The 17,324-nt window shown below is 60.4% G+C and carries 16 protein-coding genes; 5 read left to right on the forward strand and 11 right to left on the reverse strand.

The genetic code is table 11. From position 1 onward, the window contains the following. Positions 1-2 precede the first annotated feature (2 nt). The 5 genes from HBF25_RS10815 to HBF25_RS10835 form a co-directional block, all read right to left on the reverse strand. A complete protein-coding gene (locus tag HBF25_RS10815) occupies positions 3-3,173 on the reverse strand; it encodes an efflux RND transporter permease subunit (protein WP_166948251.1) in 3,171 nt (1,056 codons plus the stop codon). Between the two features lie 2 nt (positions 3,174-3,175). Continuing rightward, on the reverse strand, positions 3,176-4,393 hold the full coding sequence (locus HBF25_RS10820; protein ID WP_208392529.1) for an efflux RND transporter periplasmic adaptor subunit: 1,218 nt from the start codon (positions 4,391-4,393) through the stop codon (positions 3,176-3,178). A 421-nt stretch (positions 4,394-4,814) separates the two neighbouring features. Then, positions 4,815-5,771: a GlxA family transcriptional regulator gene (locus HBF25_RS10825; protein WP_166948255.1), complete on the reverse strand. Its 957-nt coding sequence runs from the start codon at positions 5,769-5,771 to the stop codon at positions 4,815-4,817. A gap of 52 nt (positions 5,772-5,823) precedes the next feature. Beyond that, a complete protein-coding gene (locus HBF25_RS10830; RefSeq protein WP_341778076.1) occupies positions 5,824-6,801 on the reverse strand; it encodes a GlxA family transcriptional regulator in 978 nt (325 codons plus the stop codon). Between the two features lie 5 nt (positions 6,802-6,806). Then, positions 6,807-8,051: an MFS transporter gene (locus HBF25_RS10835; protein ID WP_166948259.1), complete on the reverse strand. Its 1,245-nt coding sequence runs from the start codon at positions 8,049-8,051 to the stop codon at positions 6,807-6,809. 378 nt (positions 8,052-8,429) lie between these two features. On the opposite strand from HBF25_RS10835, the gene HBF25_RS10840 reads away from it, so the two are divergent. Further along, positions 8,430-9,323: an MASE1 domain-containing protein gene (locus tag HBF25_RS10840; RefSeq protein ID WP_166948261.1), complete on the forward strand. Its 894-nt coding sequence runs from the start codon at positions 8,430-8,432 to the stop codon at positions 9,321-9,323. A 49-nt stretch (positions 9,324-9,372) separates the two neighbouring features. Here HBF25_RS10840 and HBF25_RS10845 read toward each other — a convergent pair whose 3' ends face one another. Both HBF25_RS10845 and HBF25_RS10850 read right to left on the reverse strand, forming a co-directional pair. Continuing rightward, positions 9,373-9,813 carry a hypothetical protein gene (locus HBF25_RS10845; protein WP_166948263.1) on the reverse strand — a complete coding sequence of 147 codons (441 nt, stop codon included), beginning with the start codon at positions 9,811-9,813 and terminating at the stop codon, positions 9,373-9,375. Between the two features lie 164 nt (positions 9,814-9,977). Beyond that, complete coding sequence (locus HBF25_RS10850; protein ID WP_166948265.1) at positions 9,978-10,628, reverse strand: TetR/AcrR family transcriptional regulator; 651 nt, start codon at positions 10,626-10,628, stop codon at positions 9,978-9,980. A 71-nt stretch (positions 10,629-10,699) separates the two neighbouring features. Here HBF25_RS10850 and HBF25_RS10855 point away from each other — a divergent pair, with 71 nt between their 5' ends. The 3 genes from HBF25_RS10855 to HBF25_RS10865 all read left to right on the forward strand — a co-directional run bounded on the left by HBF25_RS10855 (position 10,700) and on the right by HBF25_RS10865 (position 12,766). Further along, positions 10,700-11,494 carry an inositol monophosphatase family protein gene (locus HBF25_RS10855; RefSeq protein ID WP_166948267.1) on the forward strand — a complete coding sequence of 265 codons (795 nt, stop codon included), beginning with the start codon at positions 10,700-10,702 and terminating at the stop codon, positions 11,492-11,494. Further along, the gene (locus HBF25_RS10860; RefSeq protein ID WP_166948269.1) at positions 11,491-12,132 is read left to right on the forward strand and encodes an NAD(P)H-binding protein; all 642 of its coding nucleotides are present in this window, start codon (positions 11,491-11,493) and stop codon (positions 12,130-12,132) included. Before HBF25_RS10855 ends, HBF25_RS10860 begins: the two co-directional genes overlap by 4 nt. Before the next feature lie 397 nt (positions 12,133-12,529). After that, positions 12,530-12,766: a hypothetical protein gene (locus HBF25_RS10865; RefSeq protein ID WP_166948271.1), complete on the forward strand. Its 237-nt coding sequence runs from the start codon at positions 12,530-12,532 to the stop codon at positions 12,764-12,766. 48 nt (positions 12,767-12,814) lie between these two features. Here HBF25_RS10865 and HBF25_RS10870 read toward each other — a convergent pair whose 3' ends face one another. Then, positions 12,815-13,402, reverse strand: a complete 588-nt coding sequence (locus HBF25_RS10870; RefSeq protein ID WP_166948273.1) for a TetR/AcrR family transcriptional regulator — start codon at positions 13,400-13,402, stop codon at positions 12,815-12,817. A gap of 420 nt (positions 13,403-13,822) precedes the next feature. Between HBF25_RS10870 and HBF25_RS10875 the strand changes: the two genes are divergently transcribed. Next, positions 13,823-14,404, forward strand: a complete 582-nt coding sequence (locus HBF25_RS10875; protein ID WP_166948275.1) for a DUF308 domain-containing protein — start codon at positions 13,823-13,825, stop codon at positions 14,402-14,404. A gap of 199 nt (positions 14,405-14,603) precedes the next feature. Here the strand turns inward: HBF25_RS10875 and HBF25_RS10880 are convergent, their stop codons facing one another. From HBF25_RS10880 to HBF25_RS10890, 3 genes are all read right to left on the reverse strand, one after another. After that, positions 14,604-15,032, reverse strand: a complete 429-nt coding sequence (locus HBF25_RS10880; RefSeq protein ID WP_166948277.1) for an NTF2 fold immunity protein — start codon at positions 15,030-15,032, stop codon at positions 14,604-14,606. An 85-nt stretch (positions 15,033-15,117) separates the two neighbouring features. Next, positions 15,118-15,474, reverse strand: a complete 357-nt coding sequence (locus tag HBF25_RS10885; RefSeq protein WP_208392530.1) for a hypothetical protein — start codon at positions 15,472-15,474, stop codon at positions 15,118-15,120. A 1,380-nt stretch (positions 15,475-16,854) separates the two neighbouring features. Next, entirely contained in the window at positions 16,855-17,319 is a 465-nt protein-coding gene (locus HBF25_RS10890) for a hypothetical protein (protein WP_166948279.1), read from the reverse strand. Positions 17,320-17,324: the final 5 nt, after the last annotated feature.

Below are 17,324 nucleotides of genomic sequence, written 5' to 3' on the forward strand. Positions count from 1 at the left end.
TCTCAGTCCGAAGTCAGAAGCGTGGATGCCGGCGTCCGGCCAAGGCGGCGGCGTTCCAGACGCAGGGCCAGGGCGCGGCAGACCACGTAGAACGTAGGCGTGTAGAGCAGGCCGAAGCCGGTAACACCAAGCATGCCGAAGAACACCGCGGTACCCAGAGCCTGACGCAGCTCGGCGCCGGCGCCCGTGGCTACAAGCAGCGGCACGGCACCCAGGATGAACGCAAGACTCGTCATGAGAATCGGCCGAAGGCGCATCTGCGCGGCACGGGCAGCGGCCATCGCGGGACTCAATCCGTCCTGCTCCTCCGCCTGCCGGGCAAATTCGATGACCAGGATGGCGTTCTTGGCGGCCAGTGCAATCAACACCACGAGGCCGATCTGGGTCAGGACGTTGTTGTCCATCCCGCGGATATTGACCCCAATCATGGCCGCGAACAGGCACATCGGCACGATGAGGATGATCGACAGCGGCAGCGTCAGGCTTTCGTATTGCGCCGCAAGTACAAGGAAGACGAAAACCACTGCAAGCAGGAATACCAGGCCCGCGGTATTGCCCACCGTCTTCTGCTGATAGGCGATGCCGGTCCACTCAAAGCCATAGCCCGGACCGAGTACTTGCGTGGCGAGCGCTTCCATCGTGGCCATCGAATAACCCGTTGAATAGCCGGGAGCCGTATCGCCATCCACCTCGACGGCGGGGAACAGGTTGTAGCGAACGACACGATACGGCCCCGTTTCATCCTTGAGCGTCGCCACGGCACCGATGGGCACCATGGCTCCACCGTCCGAGCGTGTCTTCAGGTTGACGATATCGGCACGGCTGCGCCTGAAGGCCTGGTCAGCCTGCGCGGTGACATGGAACGTGCGTCCGAGCAGGTTGAAGTCGTTGATATAGGCCGAGCCAAGGTAGACCTGCAGCGTTTCGAACACACGCTCCGGAGGTACGCCGAGCATGTCGGCCTTGCGGCGATCAATATCCGCGAAGATGCGCGGCGTGAGTGTATTGAAGAAGGTAAAGACCTGCGCCAGACCCTGGGTGCCATTGGCTTTCTCGATGAGCTTGCCGGCTTTCTGGCCGAGTGCGTGGTAGTCGCTCCCTCCCCTGTCCTGCACCATCATGCGGTACCCGCCTGCGGAGCCGATGCCGTCGATAAGCGGTGGCGGAATCACCAGGACCCGTGCGTCCGTGATGCCTGCCGTCTTCTGCCGGGCCTCGGCCAGGATGTCGCTGGCGTGACGGGAACGCTCGGCGAAAGGCTTGAGTGGAATGAACGCCGTTGCGGCATTGGGCGCGTTGGTGTTGGAGGCGGCATCCCAGCCCGGCAGCATGATGGTGCCGCGTACCCCCTCGATGCCCAGCACACGCCGGGAGACCTCCTGGACGACCGCATCTGTCCGCGCCAGCGAAGCACCCGGCGGCAACTGGATGATGGTAATCAGGTAGCTCTGGTCCTGGGCAGGAATGAAGCCCGAAGGCGTCACGTAGAACAACCCCAGGGTTGCGGCAATCAGCGCGGCATAGGACACCATGACGGCCCTGGGCCTCGCGACCATCCGGGTGGTGAGCCTGCCATACGCCGCGGCAAAGCTATCGAAGCGGCTGTTGAACGAATCACCTGAGCGATGGAGCGCGGCAACGACGGGATGGCTGGCTGCCTTTTCGGCATGCGGACGAAGGAGCAGTGCTGCCAGTGCGGGTGAAAGCGTGAGTGAAAGTACGAGCGAGATGACCGTGGCGCCGGAAATCGTCAACGCAAACTGCCTGTAGAAGGCACCCGAGAGGCCCTCAAGGAAGAACGTGGGAATGAAGACCGCACAGAGCACCAGCACGATGGCTACCAGTGCAGCCGACACTTCATCCATCGACTTGCGCGCCGCGTCCACGGGTGCAAGACCGAGGGCCAGGTTTCGCTCCACGTTCTCCACGACCACGATGGCGTCATCGACTACGATACCAATCGCCAGCACGAGGCCAAAAAGAGAAAGGCTGTTCAGGCTGTACCCGGCAATGGCCAGCAGAGCGAAGGTGCCGACCAGCGAGACCGGAATAGCCACGATGGGAATAACGGCCGCCCGCCAGTTCTGAAGAAAGACGAAAATCACGAGCACCACCAGGGCAGCGGCTTCGAACAAGGTGTGCATGACCGCCTCGGTCGACTGCTCGATGAACTTCGTCGAGTTCCACATGCTCTTGTATTCGAGGCCACGCGGAAATGTTTTCGTCAGCTCGTCCATCTCCCGCTCGACGGCCTTGCCGGTCTCCAATGCGTTGGAACCGGGTCGCTGAAAAATGCCGATCATCACGGACGGCTTGCCCGACAAATAGGCGTTGGTGCTGTAGTCCGCCGCGCCCAGTTCGACCCTCGCCACGTCCCGGACGCGCACCTGGCGGCCTGCCGCGTCCGTACGGATGACGATATCCGCAAACTGCGACGGGTCCTTCAACCGCCCCAGGGTGCGCACGCTCAGCTGGAATGCGTTGGCATCCGAGACGGGCGGCTCACCAATGGCACCCGAGGCCACCTGGACGTTCTGCGCGCGAAGCGCTGCAACGATTTCTCCGGCCGTGAGATTGAGCGCTGCAGCGCGACCCGGGTCGATCCAGATTCGCATGGCGAACTCGCGACTGCCGAAGATCACCGCATCACCGACGCCGTCGATGCGACTCAAGCGGTCGCGCACCTGCGTCAGCGCATAGTTCGAGATGTAGCTCTGGTCGAACGTACCGTCGGGAGAAACGAGGTTGACGGCCATCAGCGCACTGGGCGCCGTCTTACGGGTAGTCACGCCCAGGCGCTGCACTTCCTCGGGCAGTCGCGGCGTGGCGGATGCGACCCGGTTCTGGACGAGCATCTGTGCTGCATCCAGGTTCGTGCCGATCCGGAAAGTGACGGTAATGGTTACCTTGCCATCGCCTGTTGACTGGCTCGACATGTAGAGCATGTTGTCGACACCATTGATCTCCTGTTCGATGGGCGCAGCGACCGTTTCGGCCACCGTCTCGGCCGTGGCGCCCGGGAAATGGGCGGAAACGACGACTTGCGGAGGAATGACGTCGGGGTACTGCGACACAGGCAGCCGGAAGTAGGAAATGGCACCGATGATGGTGATGATGACGGCCAGCACACCGGCAAAAATCGGCCGCGTGATGAAGAAGCGTGATAGACGCATGGCTATGATCCTTGGGAGGTCAGGCGATGCGGGGACGTTTGCGGGACGAGGGTCGCCTCACTAGCCGCAAGGGGTGCCGCCACGCCGGAGGGTGTCGCTACGGGTGAGATGGTCACCGGCTTGCCTTCAACCTTCGAGCCCGGCGTTGCGTACTGCACTCCGCTGACCACGACCGATTCGTTGCCTGACAACCCCGATTCGACGACACGAAGTCCTTCAACCAGCGGACCGGTCTGCACGCGCTGCGCCTTGACTGTGCCATCGGTGGTCACGACCAGGACAAGCTTGTCGGCCTGATCGGTCTGGATGGCTTCATCCGGCACAAGCAACGCGGACGCCGCACCACGATCCGCCAGGCGCATGTTTCCGAACATGCCCGGCGTCAGGAAGTACGCGGGGTTATCGATGACGGCACGCATGCGAACCGTTCCCGCGCGGGGATCGAGTCCGTTATCGATAAAATCCACCCGGCCATGCCAGCGATAGTCGGCTTCATCCTGCAACCGGACGTCGGCTACCGCCTCACTCTTCCCTGCATTTTCCGCACGCCGGGATTTCAGGAACATCGCCTCCGATGCATCGAACACGAAGTAGATCGGGTCGAGTGCATTGACCGTCGTCAGCAGCGTGCCGTTGCGACCGTCGCCGGTGGCCACGAGGTTGCCCGGGTCGATACGCCTGTCCGATACACGACCGTCGATGGGAGAACGGACCTCAGTGAATTCAAGGTCCAGCGATCGGCCCTGCACCCGGGCCGTCGCACTCGTGACCGCCGCCGTCGCTGCACCCACGCGCGCTTTCAGGCGATCCATTTCACCCTGAGCCATGGCGTCATCGCCGACCAGATGCTCGGAGCGGGTGAGGTCGGCGCGGGCCAGCACCAGGTCGCTTTGCGCCGAAGCGAGGTTGCCCCGGGCTTCGGCGAGTGCTGCCTCGAAGGGGCGCTTGTCGAGCGTAAAAAGCAGATCCCCCTTGTGCACCAGCGCACCATCCGTGAAATGGACCGCGGCCACCTGACCCGAGACGCGAGGCCGGATATCGACCGTGCGGCTGGGCTCGAAGCGTCCAACGTAGTCGTCCCATTGGGTAATTTCGCGATGTAGCGGCTTGGCCACGGATACCGTGGGCAGCGGCGCTACCGGTGCGGCAGATGTTTTCGTAGCGGGCACGACGACGATGCCAATGCCCGCCAGAACAGCGATGGACAGAAGTGACGCCACGGAGCGCCACCGCATGTTCGATGCACTCTTCGGGACGGTTGAGTTTTCAGGTGTCGTGCTCATGCGGTCATGCCCCGCAGGCCAGGCAACATCATGTGTTTCATGGGAGGTTTGTCTCGTATGCCGATCAAGGCCCGGATTCTCGTCAACGCCAGCTCATGACGAAAGGACGAACTTCCCTCGTTTTTGCCCATGCATCGCGCATATCAATGCGCAGCATCGATCACACGAAGACATGTCGTGTGAGTGCGCTCCCGCTTGAAGATGTGAAGACGTACCGAGAGACACAGAATCCTGCATCTCTCACCACATGATGTGGTTTCTGCTAGACGTGCTGCCCGCCATTGACGTGTATCTCGGCGCCGTTGACGTATCTTGAGTCACCCCAGCACAGCAGAAGAAGCCGTAGGGGAATCCGGCGTCAGGCGTGTTGTTCTTCGGGCATGCCCTTCGCGACACGGCGCATGGCCTGTGGCGACATGCCATGAATCTTGACGAAGGCCCGGCGCATCCGCTCCGGGTCATGGAAACCGACCGCCGCAGCAATCCGCTCCACGGGCTCCGCGCCATCGCGCAACCGGGAGCGGGCCGCCTCGACGCGCAAGCGCTCGACGGCCTTTGCCGGTGTCTCGCCCGTCTCCTGGCGAAACGCACGACCAAACTGTCGCACGCTCAGATTCGCAGCCTCGGCCAGGCGCTCGATGGGAAGGGGTTGGTTGAGGTGCTCCCGCGCAAAGGTGAGCGCGCGACGAATCCGGTCCGATGCCGGCTCCATCTGTGACATCTCGGAAAACTGCGACTGCCCACCGGAACGACGGTGATAGACCACGAGACTTTGCGAGACCAGGCGTGCGATCTCCGGACCCTGGTCGGCTTCGATAAGCGCCAGGGCGAGATCGATACCCGCCGTGACGCCCGCAGAACTCCAGATGGGTCCGTCGGACACGAAGATGGCATCGACCTCTGTTCGCACCGACGGGTAGCGTTGCTGGAATTGCAGGGCCTTCTTCCAGTGGGTGGTGGCACGCCGGCCGTCGAGCAGGCCGGTTTCTGCAAGCAGGAACGCACCCGTGCACACGCTGGCGACGCGGCTGGCTTGCGCGGCATGCGCTTTCGCCGCATTGACCACCTCCGGCGCGATCATGGGTTCGATCTGGCCGCCGACAAATACGACAGTGTCGGCATAGAAGCTGCCGTGGGCCATGGTGGGGAGCGACACCCCTGCACTACTGGTCACCGCCCCACCCTCTGCCGACGTGATGGCGAGTTCATAGAGAGGCTGCTCCGCCACCGCCGACGCAGCCTCGAACGCTCCCATGGGGCCGGCCAGATCGAGCAGCCAGAAACCGGGGGATACGAAAAACGCGATTCGGTTCATGCGTCCCTTTATAAGGGAATTACTCAATTCACGCCATGCGGCCTTTTGTCCATCAGCCGACCGGCCGAGGGACTGAACCCGAGTGCAGGGCCATGCGGCGGATGCTTTGCGGCGGATGACCGGTGACCCGGATGAACGCGCGGCGCATGCGCTCCGGATCGATGAAGCCGACGCTTGTCGCGATACGTTCGATGGGCTCATGACCCGCCTCTACGAGCGGGGTGGCCGCTTCCACGCGCAAACGCTCAACCGCCTTGGCCGGCGTGTAGCCGGTCTCGGCGAAGAATGCCCGGGAGAACTGCCGAGGGCTCAGTCTTGCCATGCCTGCAAGACGTCCGGTCGAAAGGTCTTCTGCGAGATGGGTTGACATATAGTCCATCACCCCACGCATCCGATCGGTGACGGGCTCCCGTTCGTTCGACGAGACAAACGGTGCCTGACCACCCGGTCGGTAATGGGAAAACACCATCTGACGCGATGTATCCCTCGCGACATCCACGCCAAGATCGTCGCTTATCAGTGCAAGTGACAGGTCGATACCCGCGGTAACGCCTGCAGACGTCCATACACCCCGGTCGTGGATATACATCTCGTCGCTATGCACCCGCAAAGCCGGGAAACGGCGCTGGAGCAGGAGCGCGTAGCGCCAGTGTGTCGTCGCACGGCGACCATCGAGCAGGCCAGACTCGGCCAGGATAAAAGCACCCGTACAGACGCTGGCCATACGCGTCTTGCCGATAGCGGCAAGGCGCGCCAGATGCGCCGCGAGCACGGGATGACCCGATGGCTCGTTCGACACATCCCCGCCCGTAACCACCACGGTATCGAAGCGCTGGCTATTGAACGGCGTGGTCAACACCACAAGCCCGCAACTGCTTGCCACGGGGCCGCCTGACTGCGACACCACATGGCAGCGATATGGCGCACTATCTACCAGATTGCCGGCACATTCGAATACGGCGAGCGGACCGGCGAGATCCTGGATCTGGAACCCGGGGAAGACCACGAAAGCGACATCGTGGCTGCGCACTGCGCTCATCCCACGTAGCGGCTTGTGCGCGAGGTGCTTCGTACCCAGTGCCGCGTCATCACTGTCGCGAGAACAAGCAAGGGAAGCATGCAGACGTTAAGCGCCACCCAGCCAAAGCGCTCCAGCACAGGCCCCGCAGCCAGTGTTGCGGCGGCAGTGGTGGCATAGCGCAGCAACTCCGCGGCCCCCTGCACTTTCGTGCGTTCCGCAGGCCGGTAGGACGATGCAAGCAACGCCGTGCCACCGACAAACATGAAATTCCAGCCGATACCCAGGCACAGAAGCGCCGCGTGATAGGCGATCAATGTACCCGACGCGAGTGCAACCAGCGGGCAAAGCGCACTCAGCACGATGCCCGCAAACAGCACCCATGGAAGACCCAGGCGATCAATCAGGCGACCCGCAAACAGCGACGGCGCATACATGCCCACGAGATGCCACTGGATGACGGAGGCTCCGTCGTCCACCGAATAATGGGCTTCCATCGCGGCAAGCGGGGCCGCTGTCATGATGAACATCATGACGACGCCGCCGATGGCGTTATTGGCGAGGGCCGCAAGCGAGATCGGCGTGGTGAGGATGGCAGGCAACGTACGCACATCCTCCACACCGACGACAACAGGCCCCGCATCATCGGGCTGGTCGCGATAGGCGATCAGGAACAGGACGACAGACGCGGTGCCCAGCAAGGCCACGGCGAGGTAGGAACCCGCAAAGACCGTCGACAGCCAGTTCCGGCTCCAGGCAGCGAGCAAAGGACCAAGCACCGCGGCCAGCACGCCGCCGGCAAGCACGGTGGAAATGGCCCGCGCCTTGGCACCTGCGCCCACCGAGTCGGCAGCCGCCAGCCGGTAGTACTGGGCGAAGGCCTGGAACACACCCACGGCGGCCGTACCGAGACAGAACAACCAGAAGTCGCCATGAATAACCGACCAGACGCTGACGCAACCACCCACCGCGCAGGTCGCCGCCCCGGTGATGAAGGCACGACGGCGCCCGATGCGACGCATGAGTTGCGCGGCGAACCATGTTGCCAATGCGCCAGCTACCGTGATGGTGGCGAAGGGAAGTGTGGCGAGGGCTTTATAGGGCGCCAGCTGGTAGCCCGTGATGCCGGTAAGAGTAAGATCGACCGCCAATGCCGCAGTGAAAAAGGCCTGGGCGATGGCCAATACCACGGTTTGCGTCGAGGGCACTAAATCCGGTGTCGCTGTACGCGGGGCGGCTTCGCGCAGCGGGGATGTTGTCATGGAACGGCTTCGTCGGGCTCAGGGAGATGGGCGGCATTGTCGCTTCGGGCAATGCAACGACGAAAGGACGTGGTTCCCTTGTTTCAGGACAGCGGCGTGGGGATCGCGGAACTATCATGCCTGCAGGCAGGCGAGCCCGGTTAACGTGTGGCTACGTTACGAGTGGCTCATCCAACGGCCAGTTTATGCATATTCGGCAGGTCGCCACGCCAGATTCCGCAAACACCCAACTTATGGTTGTTTTCGTGGCATGATTTCCTGATGGGGTGAAGGATCAGCAAGGACTACCATCGCAACACGACCTAGGGGACGGGAGTGAAGGGAAGCGCAGGACATCGGTTCAGCACTCACGTGCACTGGAGCATCTGGGGACAACACATGGCGATCGCGGCAGCCTACGGCGCCGCCTATGAGATCGCACGCCATCTTTCTTTTCCCCAGTGGATGATTACCGCGGGCCTACGCCTTGCCTGCCTGTTCCTTTTGCCTTTGCGCTACTGGCCCGCGCTGGCGCTTGGCGAAGGAATCCCGCTTCTGGAAACCTCATTGCTTTGCGTTTCGGATCTGGGCATTCCATGGGCCATTTCCGAATCGGTTCCCATGGTGGTTCTGTGGATGGCCCTGATGAAGCCGCTACGACAGCGATGGGCGCTACATGATGCCAACGGCCGCGTTTGCATGCCGCTCATGCTCGGCGCCGCGCTGGGCGTGGCAGCCATCACCGCAGTTGCAACGCTCCTTACCGCGCTTGCGTCCATTTTGAGTTCACCCACAGGCGAATGGCCCGATCCGAATACGGCGTGGCCGGGATACCTGCTCGCATACACACTTGGCGCCTATCTCGGGGCCCTGACCCTTACACCAGCCATCCTTGCGCTCCATGAACGCTACCGGGATCTCGGGGGCGAAGCGGTGAGCGGCATGCGAATCTGGCGCAGTGCGCTCTTCCGCGACCTTCTATGGTGGGCCATACCTGCAATGGCTTTCATGACGTGGCTCGCGCTGCATGCTCATGAGCCCGGGCTCCGCCAGACGTGTCGCCTGCTGTTGATGGTTCCCATGCTTGGCGTTGCCTGGCGACATGGGTGGCACGGAACGGCCCTGGGCGGCATGGCTGCGAGCATTGCACTCGCGCTTACCGCGCCGACACTGCTCGTCGACCCTTCAACGCTTCAGGCCCAGGCGATCCTGGCCCTGATCATCTCAGGTGCGCTGCTGACCCGTGCACGCTCGGCATCTGCGCAGACTGCGCGTCGGATACTTAAATCATAATGATGGAGGATGGTTTATCACCCTCCTCCATCCAAATGCATCAATGAAGTCACTGCCCCTTTACTGAGCAGACCAGCGGATTGCAGGGTTCGACCATGAGTTGCATCGCTCCATTCGGCTGACCCGATACGTTGATGGAAACCTCACCATCCTGATAGACAGACTGCCCTCCCGACGGAGCCGAACCATCCTCACCCACGACGACGTTTCCGGCATCGAGTCCGATGGGCAGCGTCAGGACCTCTCCTGCAACGTAGGCTACTGCACCCCGTACCGCACCGTTGGAGTCATTGATCTGGATGAAGCGAATTCCATTGCGCTCAAACACATATGCATGAAAACTGCCATTTCTGCTGACGTCAGGGACATTCGGCCATGACTGCCCCAGACCGGTACCCGAGGACGCCGTGGCGGCAGCGGCGGAAGCGGTTCCGGCCACGGCACATACGCTCAGCAGACCCAGGAAGGACACGAAACGAGAGCTACGCATACGACTGACTCCTTTCATAGGTATTGGAGGTGCGAGCGTAGCGGAGATGAGCCGTTCTTCGCCTGTGCTGACGGCAGGATTCCGGAGCACGCATATATCGAGCTATCCATGTGACCCGTCAAATGGTCCTTATTCTGCGAGGCACGTGTCGGCATTCATCGCCATCACGAACCGCGCGACGAAGCCGGACGACTTGATCCCTTGGCCGAGATCTGTCCAAGGTAGCCGGTCACCGCCGCCTCTACGCGGCAACGCAATCCTGTTTCATCGACCTCCCCACGCTGACCCGCTCCATCAACCATGCCCTTGATGATCGACATGACGTCGGCGGCAGCCTCCGCCGGTTTTTCCACGCGTTCCTTCAGCTCTTGCAGACACCGAAGGATAAGGACCCTGGCTCCCTCGGCTGCCTGCGCCATGTCTTCCTGCATGGGCAGCCTTGCTTCTTCGTAGTCGAGAATCCTGCCCAGCGCAGGTCTCCGGAGCTGGTGATGCACGGCCACCCCGATCAAGGCCATCAGGGCCTCCGCGCCATGGGCATTCTCGACGGCACGACTTACGTCTTCCAGCAAGACGCCTGTCTCGCGATCTATCAGTGCCCGCGTAATGGCGTCCTTGGTCGGGAAGTATTGATACACCGATCCAATGCTTACCCCGGCCAGGGCGGCCACCGCGTTGGTCGAATAGGCCGATGGACCCGCCGACTCCAGAATGTGAGCTGCCGCATCCAGGATGGCCGTAACCGTGGCCAGGGAACGGGCCTGGACAGGCTTTTTGCGGGGGCGCGAAGGCGTGTGGCGGGAAGGCTTGTCCATAGGGAATGCGAGTAGAAAACCTAAGTGATGACTCACATTATAGAAGGGTCTTCAGTCCCCAGGAAATGTCCATGACTTACCCCTCGACAACCCTTGCCGCTACCTGCGCCGCTATCGAGGCCGCCGGCCAGATGCTGCTAAAGCGCTTCGATACAAGCGCCCGCCCTTCGACGATGGAAGCGCTGATGGAAGCGGCTTCCGCCAATGAACAGGCTGTCGGCAAGACGCTTGAAGCCGCCCTGCTCGCAGCCGTTCCCGGAAGCATCCTGCTGGACGATGAAGAGCCCCTGCCCTCTGAGGATGGCGGTCATGGCTGGGTCGTGGACACCGTGGAAGGCAACGTCAACCACGTCCACGGACGCGAAGGCTGGGCGGTTACCGCATGCCTGCTGGAGGGGCGCAGGCCCGTACTGGCGGCCATCTATGTGCCCTTGTCGGGAGCACTGTTCACCGCAGAAGCCGGCCATGGCGCCACAGAGCGGCAGCAGACCCTGCATGTGTCTGGCAAGAGCGAGTTGCGCGCGTCGATTGTCGCCACCGCCCAGGCAAAACCTTTCCAGGATGCGTCCGTCCACCAGGCGATGTCGCGGATGTTTCAGCGCATGCTCGACAGAGCCCTTCTCGTACGCACGTCCGTGCCATCCACCATGGAACTACTGGATCTGGCTGCAGGACGAATCGACGCGTTCTGGCAGCATGCCGGCGTTGGATCGGGACTGGCGGCAGGTGCGCTCCTGGTACGCGAGGCAGGTGGCATCGTTACCGACACCGCCGGCAATGACTGGCACCTTGGTTCGGAGGGCTTTGTTGCAAGCGGCCCGGCATTACATCCACACGTGCTGCATGGCCTCGGAGAGATGGCATGACTCGCTATGCCGTAGTCGGGGCAAGCAGCGGCACCGGCGAAGCGATCACCCAATTGCTGTCGGCCCGTGGGGATCACGTCATCGCGATATCCCGGCGCCCAGTGGCAGCCCGGGACAATGTCACCCCGGTGGCTGCCGATGTCCAGGACGCAGCTTCGCTTGAAAAGGCACTATGCGATGGGATCGACACCGTATTTTTTACCGTCGACACGCATGGGTTCCGAAAGCCCAGGGCCGATATCCATAGCGTCATGGTCCGCGGCTGCATCCATGCGATGGAAGCCGCGATCAAGAAAGGCGCCCGGCGCTTCGTGCTCCTCTCCGTCATCGGTGCCGAGGATTCCTCGTGGATCTGGTGGCTACTCAACGCCGTAAAACCAGGCATGCAGGAGAACGTGCTTGAGCGCGAGGAGGCCCTCAAGCAATCCGGCATCCCTTACATCATTGTGCGCGCACCGAGGCTGGATGACGCAAAGCTGACCCATGGCAGCTCGCTCAAGCCCAGCTCGCGCCAGCGACTGGGGATGAAGCCGCATATTTCCCGTCAGGAACTGGCGTATCTCATGGTGCACGCAGCCGATGCAGGGACTTTCTACGAGGGTGCCACCTGGGATGTTGCCTCAGAAAGAAACGCCTGATGCCCTGGTCAACACCCATGACGACGTGCCTTCCGTCACCGGGTGACGCGTATCAACCTCGAAAATCCCGACGATGAAGCGTGGCATCCGCCTTCAGCGACCTGCCTGCGACCTCCGTTCAGAGCTGGGACAATTTGTCCCGATGTATGGAAATTGTTTTTAGGTAGCATGGTTTAGAGGGTGAAGCATCACTCATGCATGGCAGGCCCTGGCATTCCTCCTCTTTCATCTATTTTCGTCGCAACACTCGCCGGATGCCGGCGTCATTTCCTGGGTTGGCGCGATAACGATTCAACTACGATGCCTTGGCAATAGTTAGAAATGGAGCTGCTGAAGCAGCGTCTTAGGGAAGGATCCTCATGATCGACAGTGACAAGCAATAGCCTGGAAATACACCATGTTGGATTGGATCCCCATAGCCTTTATCACCTTCAAGGTTCTCGTTTTCGGTACGGGCATGTTCCTGGCCATCAAGTGGCATTACGACCAGGGGAAGAAGGGGCGGAAGATCGACAGGCGCGCATTGCTACGCGTGGCTGGCAAGCTGGCGGTAGTGGCCATCGTCTTCGCGGTATTGGCCGCGGGCCTGTTGTTCGCCACCTTTGCCGTTGGCAGGAATCTCGGTTTGACTTGAACTTCCCGCGATGGTGAAGCGTAGCTGTCGATACCCGCCGCCAGGCACTCAGGCACTCAGGGTCAGGCGCTGCATGGATACCTGTACCAGCGACTCGAACACGCGAGGATCCCCGAACCCTCGCGCAGCCAGCATGGCCCCATGTATCGAAGACATGAAGAACTTCGCTTCGATCAGAGGGCTGGCCTCCAGACGAAACTGTCCCTTGGCCACCCCGCGCTCCAGGATCGACGTGAGCCACGCCGTAAGGTCCTCGAAGTGCCCCTGCACCTCCGAGACCACCTCGGCAGGAAGGCTCGGAATCTCCGCGGCCAGCATGGCGCAGATGCAGAACGAAGACGTGCGATTCTTGATGCACGTGGACCAGTAGTCGGCATAAGCCTTCAACTCTGCCGCCGGGTCAGCGATCTGCCGATCCAGCAGGGCCAAGCCTTCGCGGGCTTCTGCCCGATACCGCGCTATCACCTCGCGTACCAGGTCAGCCTTGGCGGGGAAATGGTAGTGAATGCTCGCCTTGCTGATCTTCACGCTTGCGGATATGTCCGCATAGCTGAAGCCGTTATATCCGCCCGTCTCCAGCAGTGCGCGAGTGACCGACACGATTTCGGCGGCTTTCGGGGAAAGCTCTGCGTACATGGCCCATACCATCCAAGTTGCTCTTGAACGATTCTACCAGTAGGTAGGTAATTGATCAAAATCGAGCAGCGGTGGGGAATTCTTGTGCCAGTCTGCGTCGGCAATATACGTTGTATACCCACTATCCGGCCGCTTGATTGGGCTTACCCGAATAGAAAGGCGGCGCAGCTCGTGAGGCTTGTGAACACCGAACTACGGCCCCGTAGCGGCATATTGAATATCTACCTACTAGTAGGCTAGCATCTGTGGGCACGCTCAAAAGGTGACGGAAAAGCGCTTCCATTCAGACAACCCCTAGCCTTGATGCTTTGAAACTTGATTCCGGCCTCTCGGCAAAAAGCCAGGGAGGCTACGACTCCAAAACCTACCTACTACTAGATATACGCGATTCCTACATCGCCAACCGCCTGGAGAACTGACATGCAAAGCCCCGCCCCAGCCGCTGATCGCTCACTAAATAAATGGCTCCAGACCTACTACTTCCTGCGAACGGGAGTCTCGATAGCATGGATTGCTCTGGCGGCACTCGTGGGCAGGCACAACCCCGCTATCGGAGCGGCCCTGCTTGTCGTCTACCCGACGTGGGACGCGTTGGCCAACTATCTCGATGCCCGCAGAAGCGGTGGTCTTGCCGCCAATCCATCGCAGAAGTTCAACTTCATCGTCAGCATCGTCATCGCACTTGCCGTCTGCTGGGCGCTTACCGTCGGCATGCCCGCCGTCATCACAGTGTTCGGCGCCTGGGCAATCTTCTCCGGCTTGCTGCAGCTTGCCACTGCCGTACGGCGCTGGAAAACCACGAGCGGGCAATGGCCGATGGTTCTCAGCGGCGCTCAGTCAGCGCTTGCAGGCGGCTTCATGTTTCATCAGGCGCATAGCAGTGCGCCGTTGGACGTGACCACGATTGCGCCCTACGCCGGCTTTGGCGCGTTCTACTTCCTCATCTCGGCGGTCTGGATGACTGTAAAGAATTTTCGCCAGCGATCCGCGTTGGCCGACTGAAGGGCGCTGGATGCCGGACATGGAATGCGTTGTCGTGCATTGACAGCGCACTTGAACTCTTCAGGTGCCCTCACGGTCAGACATGCGAACTGACATTACTGAGGGGCACCTCGATAACCCGAACGTGATCGCGCACTGCTCTCAATCATGCATCGTGAGGTAACACATCCTGCCGTCAGCACATCTAGCAAGGCTGGACTCACAGTACAGAACGCTGCCATTTATCCTTGTAGTTGAGGAATTCTTTCCTTTTAATTTTCCACGCGCCAGATTCGAGATTCAATGTGAATCGAGATATCGTTTGGAGCCCAGTTTTCTGGTGAATGGTGAACATCGCATCACCATCAGTAAATTCCGCACTACCTTCAATATCGCTGTCCGGGTCATACGTCGATAGATCAGAGCAACCAAGATCAATTAGACGACCTTGGTTTGTTTTATCCTGGAGCGACCATTTTTCCAGAACCTCCGAAAGCTCTTTACGACCTTGATTGTCTATGAGTGTGGCGTCGCGCCCGTTTTTCACTGCGTCGAGCTTTTCATGATAGAAACCCAACTCCCACCGCTTCATGTCCGCCATGAATGTGCGCAAAGCGCTTCGCGCTTGTTCCAAATCATCATCCGTCATCTCGAATCCTTGGTTGCTGAATTTACTCCCTGGATCCTTTCGCCCGTTCTAGAAGGCGTCGTGATCCTTCAAAACGGCTGGTAGCTTAGAGTGCATCCGGCACGAACTTGACCAGGCATTGATGCTTACGTAACTTCGCTTCCGGGATGGTCACCGCTGGCGAACCACCGTAAGGTTCGCCGGTCTGGACATCCTCCGGATCCTTGAACACTCCAACGTGGTAGCTCGTGTCGCATTCGTCGTATTTGTCACATACGGCTAGTTTCGTGCAGATGCCGTTTCCATCCCGCTCGTAGATGTAATAGGTCGCTCCAGAATATGGCGGCCGCGGGTAGGTCTCGGTGCGGACGCTGATAGAGCCATGGTCGCTGGCACCGGCCGTGCCGGAAAGCGCTAGTGCGGCGATCACTGCCCAAACGCCCAAGCGTATTTGGATCGTCATGTAGGTAGTCCTATGGCATTGCCGTGGCTGGCCCATGGGGCCGTATCGCCTGGTCCTCGCCAAGAAGGGAATATGGCTAGCCCAATCTCCTTGCCGCAAGAGGTAATGAGAAAAATGCATGCTTGGAGTTAACCAGCCGAGCGGCCTGGCCGGCTCTATTAAGGCACTTGTAAGCGTCGGATAGAGCGAGAAGAACTTTGATTTGGCGGAGAGAGTGGGATTCAGCTCCACACACGTCCCACAGGCCCTCGCAGCACCTGGTTTCTGAGAGGCGCTGACCTCACTGGTTGACCACGGTCCGCTAACCGTATCACGCAAGCGGCGAAATTGTGCAGACGCCGACAACGCGACCGATGTAAGTCATGTTTTTCTGTCGAGTCAACGTGACATCAATCCTTTTGGTCATCGAGCTTAGTATTGGGCGGGATATCCGTCGGTTCCGCATCGGCATTGTTCGCCGCGGGCTTTACTTTCGCACTGCCGTGACCCTGGTGCTTTGACAAAGGCTCGCAGATGTCACGGACGACACGACCTGTCTCTCTGCATGTTATGAATTCGTGGTATAGGTCCAACTTCCGATCAAGCGTCCGCTCAACGTAATGCCACTCCTTCGTTTCCCTGAAAAAGCTGAGCCGCTTTGTATACTTCACGCTGTCTCGATTTTTCTTCCCCCTCCTCGTCCCATCCCTCATGCGATAACCAATGACCTCGATCGGGGTGAGCGAAATCTTGATGTGATCCCGTCCTTTTAGGCGTCTACCTCCGCACTTGGGACATGAGAAATTTATAGGGATCTCGGGGGTGAATTCGTGCCCACAATCTGTGCATTCGCAGAACATCGTAGTCTTCTCATGAGGGGAGGATTTCGGCCTGCTGATGTCAGCGTGTAAGCAGGTCCTTAAGGCAAGGCTATTGTCACTTAGCGAGTGCAGGCAACGCCGGTATGCGGATCGCAGCCGCTGTCCCAGATGAAACCGATAACCATCCGTCTCCCTGATCCTTGCGTCGCCTAACTCACAGGCGCAATATCTTGCTGCCGGTCAAAGAGCCGGTCAACTCGATAAGAAGAAAATAGGGAGAGAGGAAATGGGTGATTGGTCTGACGCGATGGAAGACGGTGTGATCTGCCGGGGATGTGCGATGCCCCTTGGCGACACGGGACCCAGGCTTTGTCCTAGCTGTGCGGCTCGTCAAGCCACTGAGGGCCGCGATCGTCTGGGCTCGACGTGGTTACCGAACAACGCTAAGGATCGGGGCAAACAGCGCTAAGGCGCACCGTCGCCGGTCAGGGGCAGGAACATCTAACGGAGGCCGGCGCCGAACGTCGGAGATGTCCGATGTTCGGCATCGGCCCGTCCGAAGGGCAGGCTCATCGCCGCCCTACTCTTTGCCCAGCATGAAGTAACCGACCAACACCTTTCCCTCGGACGTCTCGTAGGACTGCGCCACCGCGATCACGTCGCCGTGCGAAGTCCGCCAGATCGAGAGGTGGTGTGGCCCTTTCGCGTCCAGGTGATCGTAGAACTCCTTGGCCTCGAAGGTATCCACCATCGCGTTGCCCACCTCGGCGTGCAGCACCACCCACTGCGGGCCCGTCGCCGGATCGTAGCCAACGCAATTGAAGATCCGGCGATCGGTGATGACATACCCTTCCCGTTTCACCTTGCCAGCCACCGCCGCAACCAGCGCCTCTTGCGCTTCGGCCTGATCCGTTGGGCCAAGCGGCGCGCGCGGACTGAAAGCTTCGGGAACGGGCAGCTGGTCGAGCGTCATGGATGCGTCCTTGGCCGGGGCAACGCCCACGAAGCCGATGCAGAAGAAAACAGCAGTGAGAATGCGCGTCATGGGTT

The sequence above is a fragment of the Luteibacter anthropi genome, from assembly GCF_011759365.1.
Lineage (GTDB): Bacteria > Pseudomonadota > Gammaproteobacteria > Xanthomonadales > Rhodanobacteraceae > Luteibacter > Luteibacter anthropi.

Bases quoted from the DNA above. Each gene is read 5' to 3' on its own strand.
- HBF25_RS10815 (WP_166948251.1), bottom strand. From the start codon at position 3,173: ATGCGTCTATCACGCTTCTTCATCACGCGGCCGATTTTTGCCGGTGTG.
- HBF25_RS10825 (WP_166948255.1), bottom strand. From the start codon at position 5,771: ATGAACCGAATCGCGTTTTTCGTATCCCCCGGTTTCTGGCTGCTCGAT.
- HBF25_RS10835 (WP_166948259.1), bottom strand. From the start codon at position 8,051: ATGACAACATCCCCGCTGCGCGAAGCCGCCCCGCGTACAGCGACACCG.
- HBF25_RS10840 (WP_166948261.1), top strand. From the start codon at position 8,430: ATGGCGATCGCGGCAGCCTACGGCGCCGCCTATGAGATCGCACGCCAT.
- HBF25_RS10845 (WP_166948263.1), bottom strand. From the start codon at position 9,813: ATGCGTAGCTCTCGTTTCGTGTCCTTCCTGGGTCTGCTGAGCGTATGT.
- HBF25_RS10850 (WP_166948265.1), bottom strand. From the start codon at position 10,628: ATGGACAAGCCTTCCCGCCACACGCCTTCGCGCCCCCGCAAAAAGCCT.
- HBF25_RS10855 (WP_166948267.1), top strand. From the start codon at position 10,700: ATGACTTACCCCTCGACAACCCTTGCCGCTACCTGCGCCGCTATCGAG.
- HBF25_RS10860 (WP_166948269.1), top strand. From the start codon at position 11,491: ATGACTCGCTATGCCGTAGTCGGGGCAAGCAGCGGCACCGGCGAAGCG.
- HBF25_RS10865 (WP_166948271.1), top strand. From the start codon at position 12,530: ATGTTGGATTGGATCCCCATAGCCTTTATCACCTTCAAGGTTCTCGTT.
- HBF25_RS10870 (WP_166948273.1), bottom strand. From the start codon at position 13,402: ATGTACGCAGAGCTTTCCCCGAAAGCCGCCGAAATCGTGTCGGTCACT.
- HBF25_RS10875 (WP_166948275.1), top strand. From the start codon at position 13,823: ATGCAAAGCCCCGCCCCAGCCGCTGATCGCTCACTAAATAAATGGCTC.
- HBF25_RS10880 (WP_166948277.1), bottom strand. From the start codon at position 15,032: ATGACGGATGATGATTTGGAACAAGCGCGAAGCGCTTTGCGCACATTC.
- HBF25_RS10885 (WP_208392530.1), bottom strand. From the start codon at position 15,474: ATGACGATCCAAATACGCTTGGGCGTTTGGGCAGTGATCGCCGCACTA.
- HBF25_RS10890 (WP_166948279.1), bottom strand. From the start codon at position 17,319: ATGACGCGCATTCTCACTGCTGTTTTCTTCTGCATCGGCTTCGTGGGC.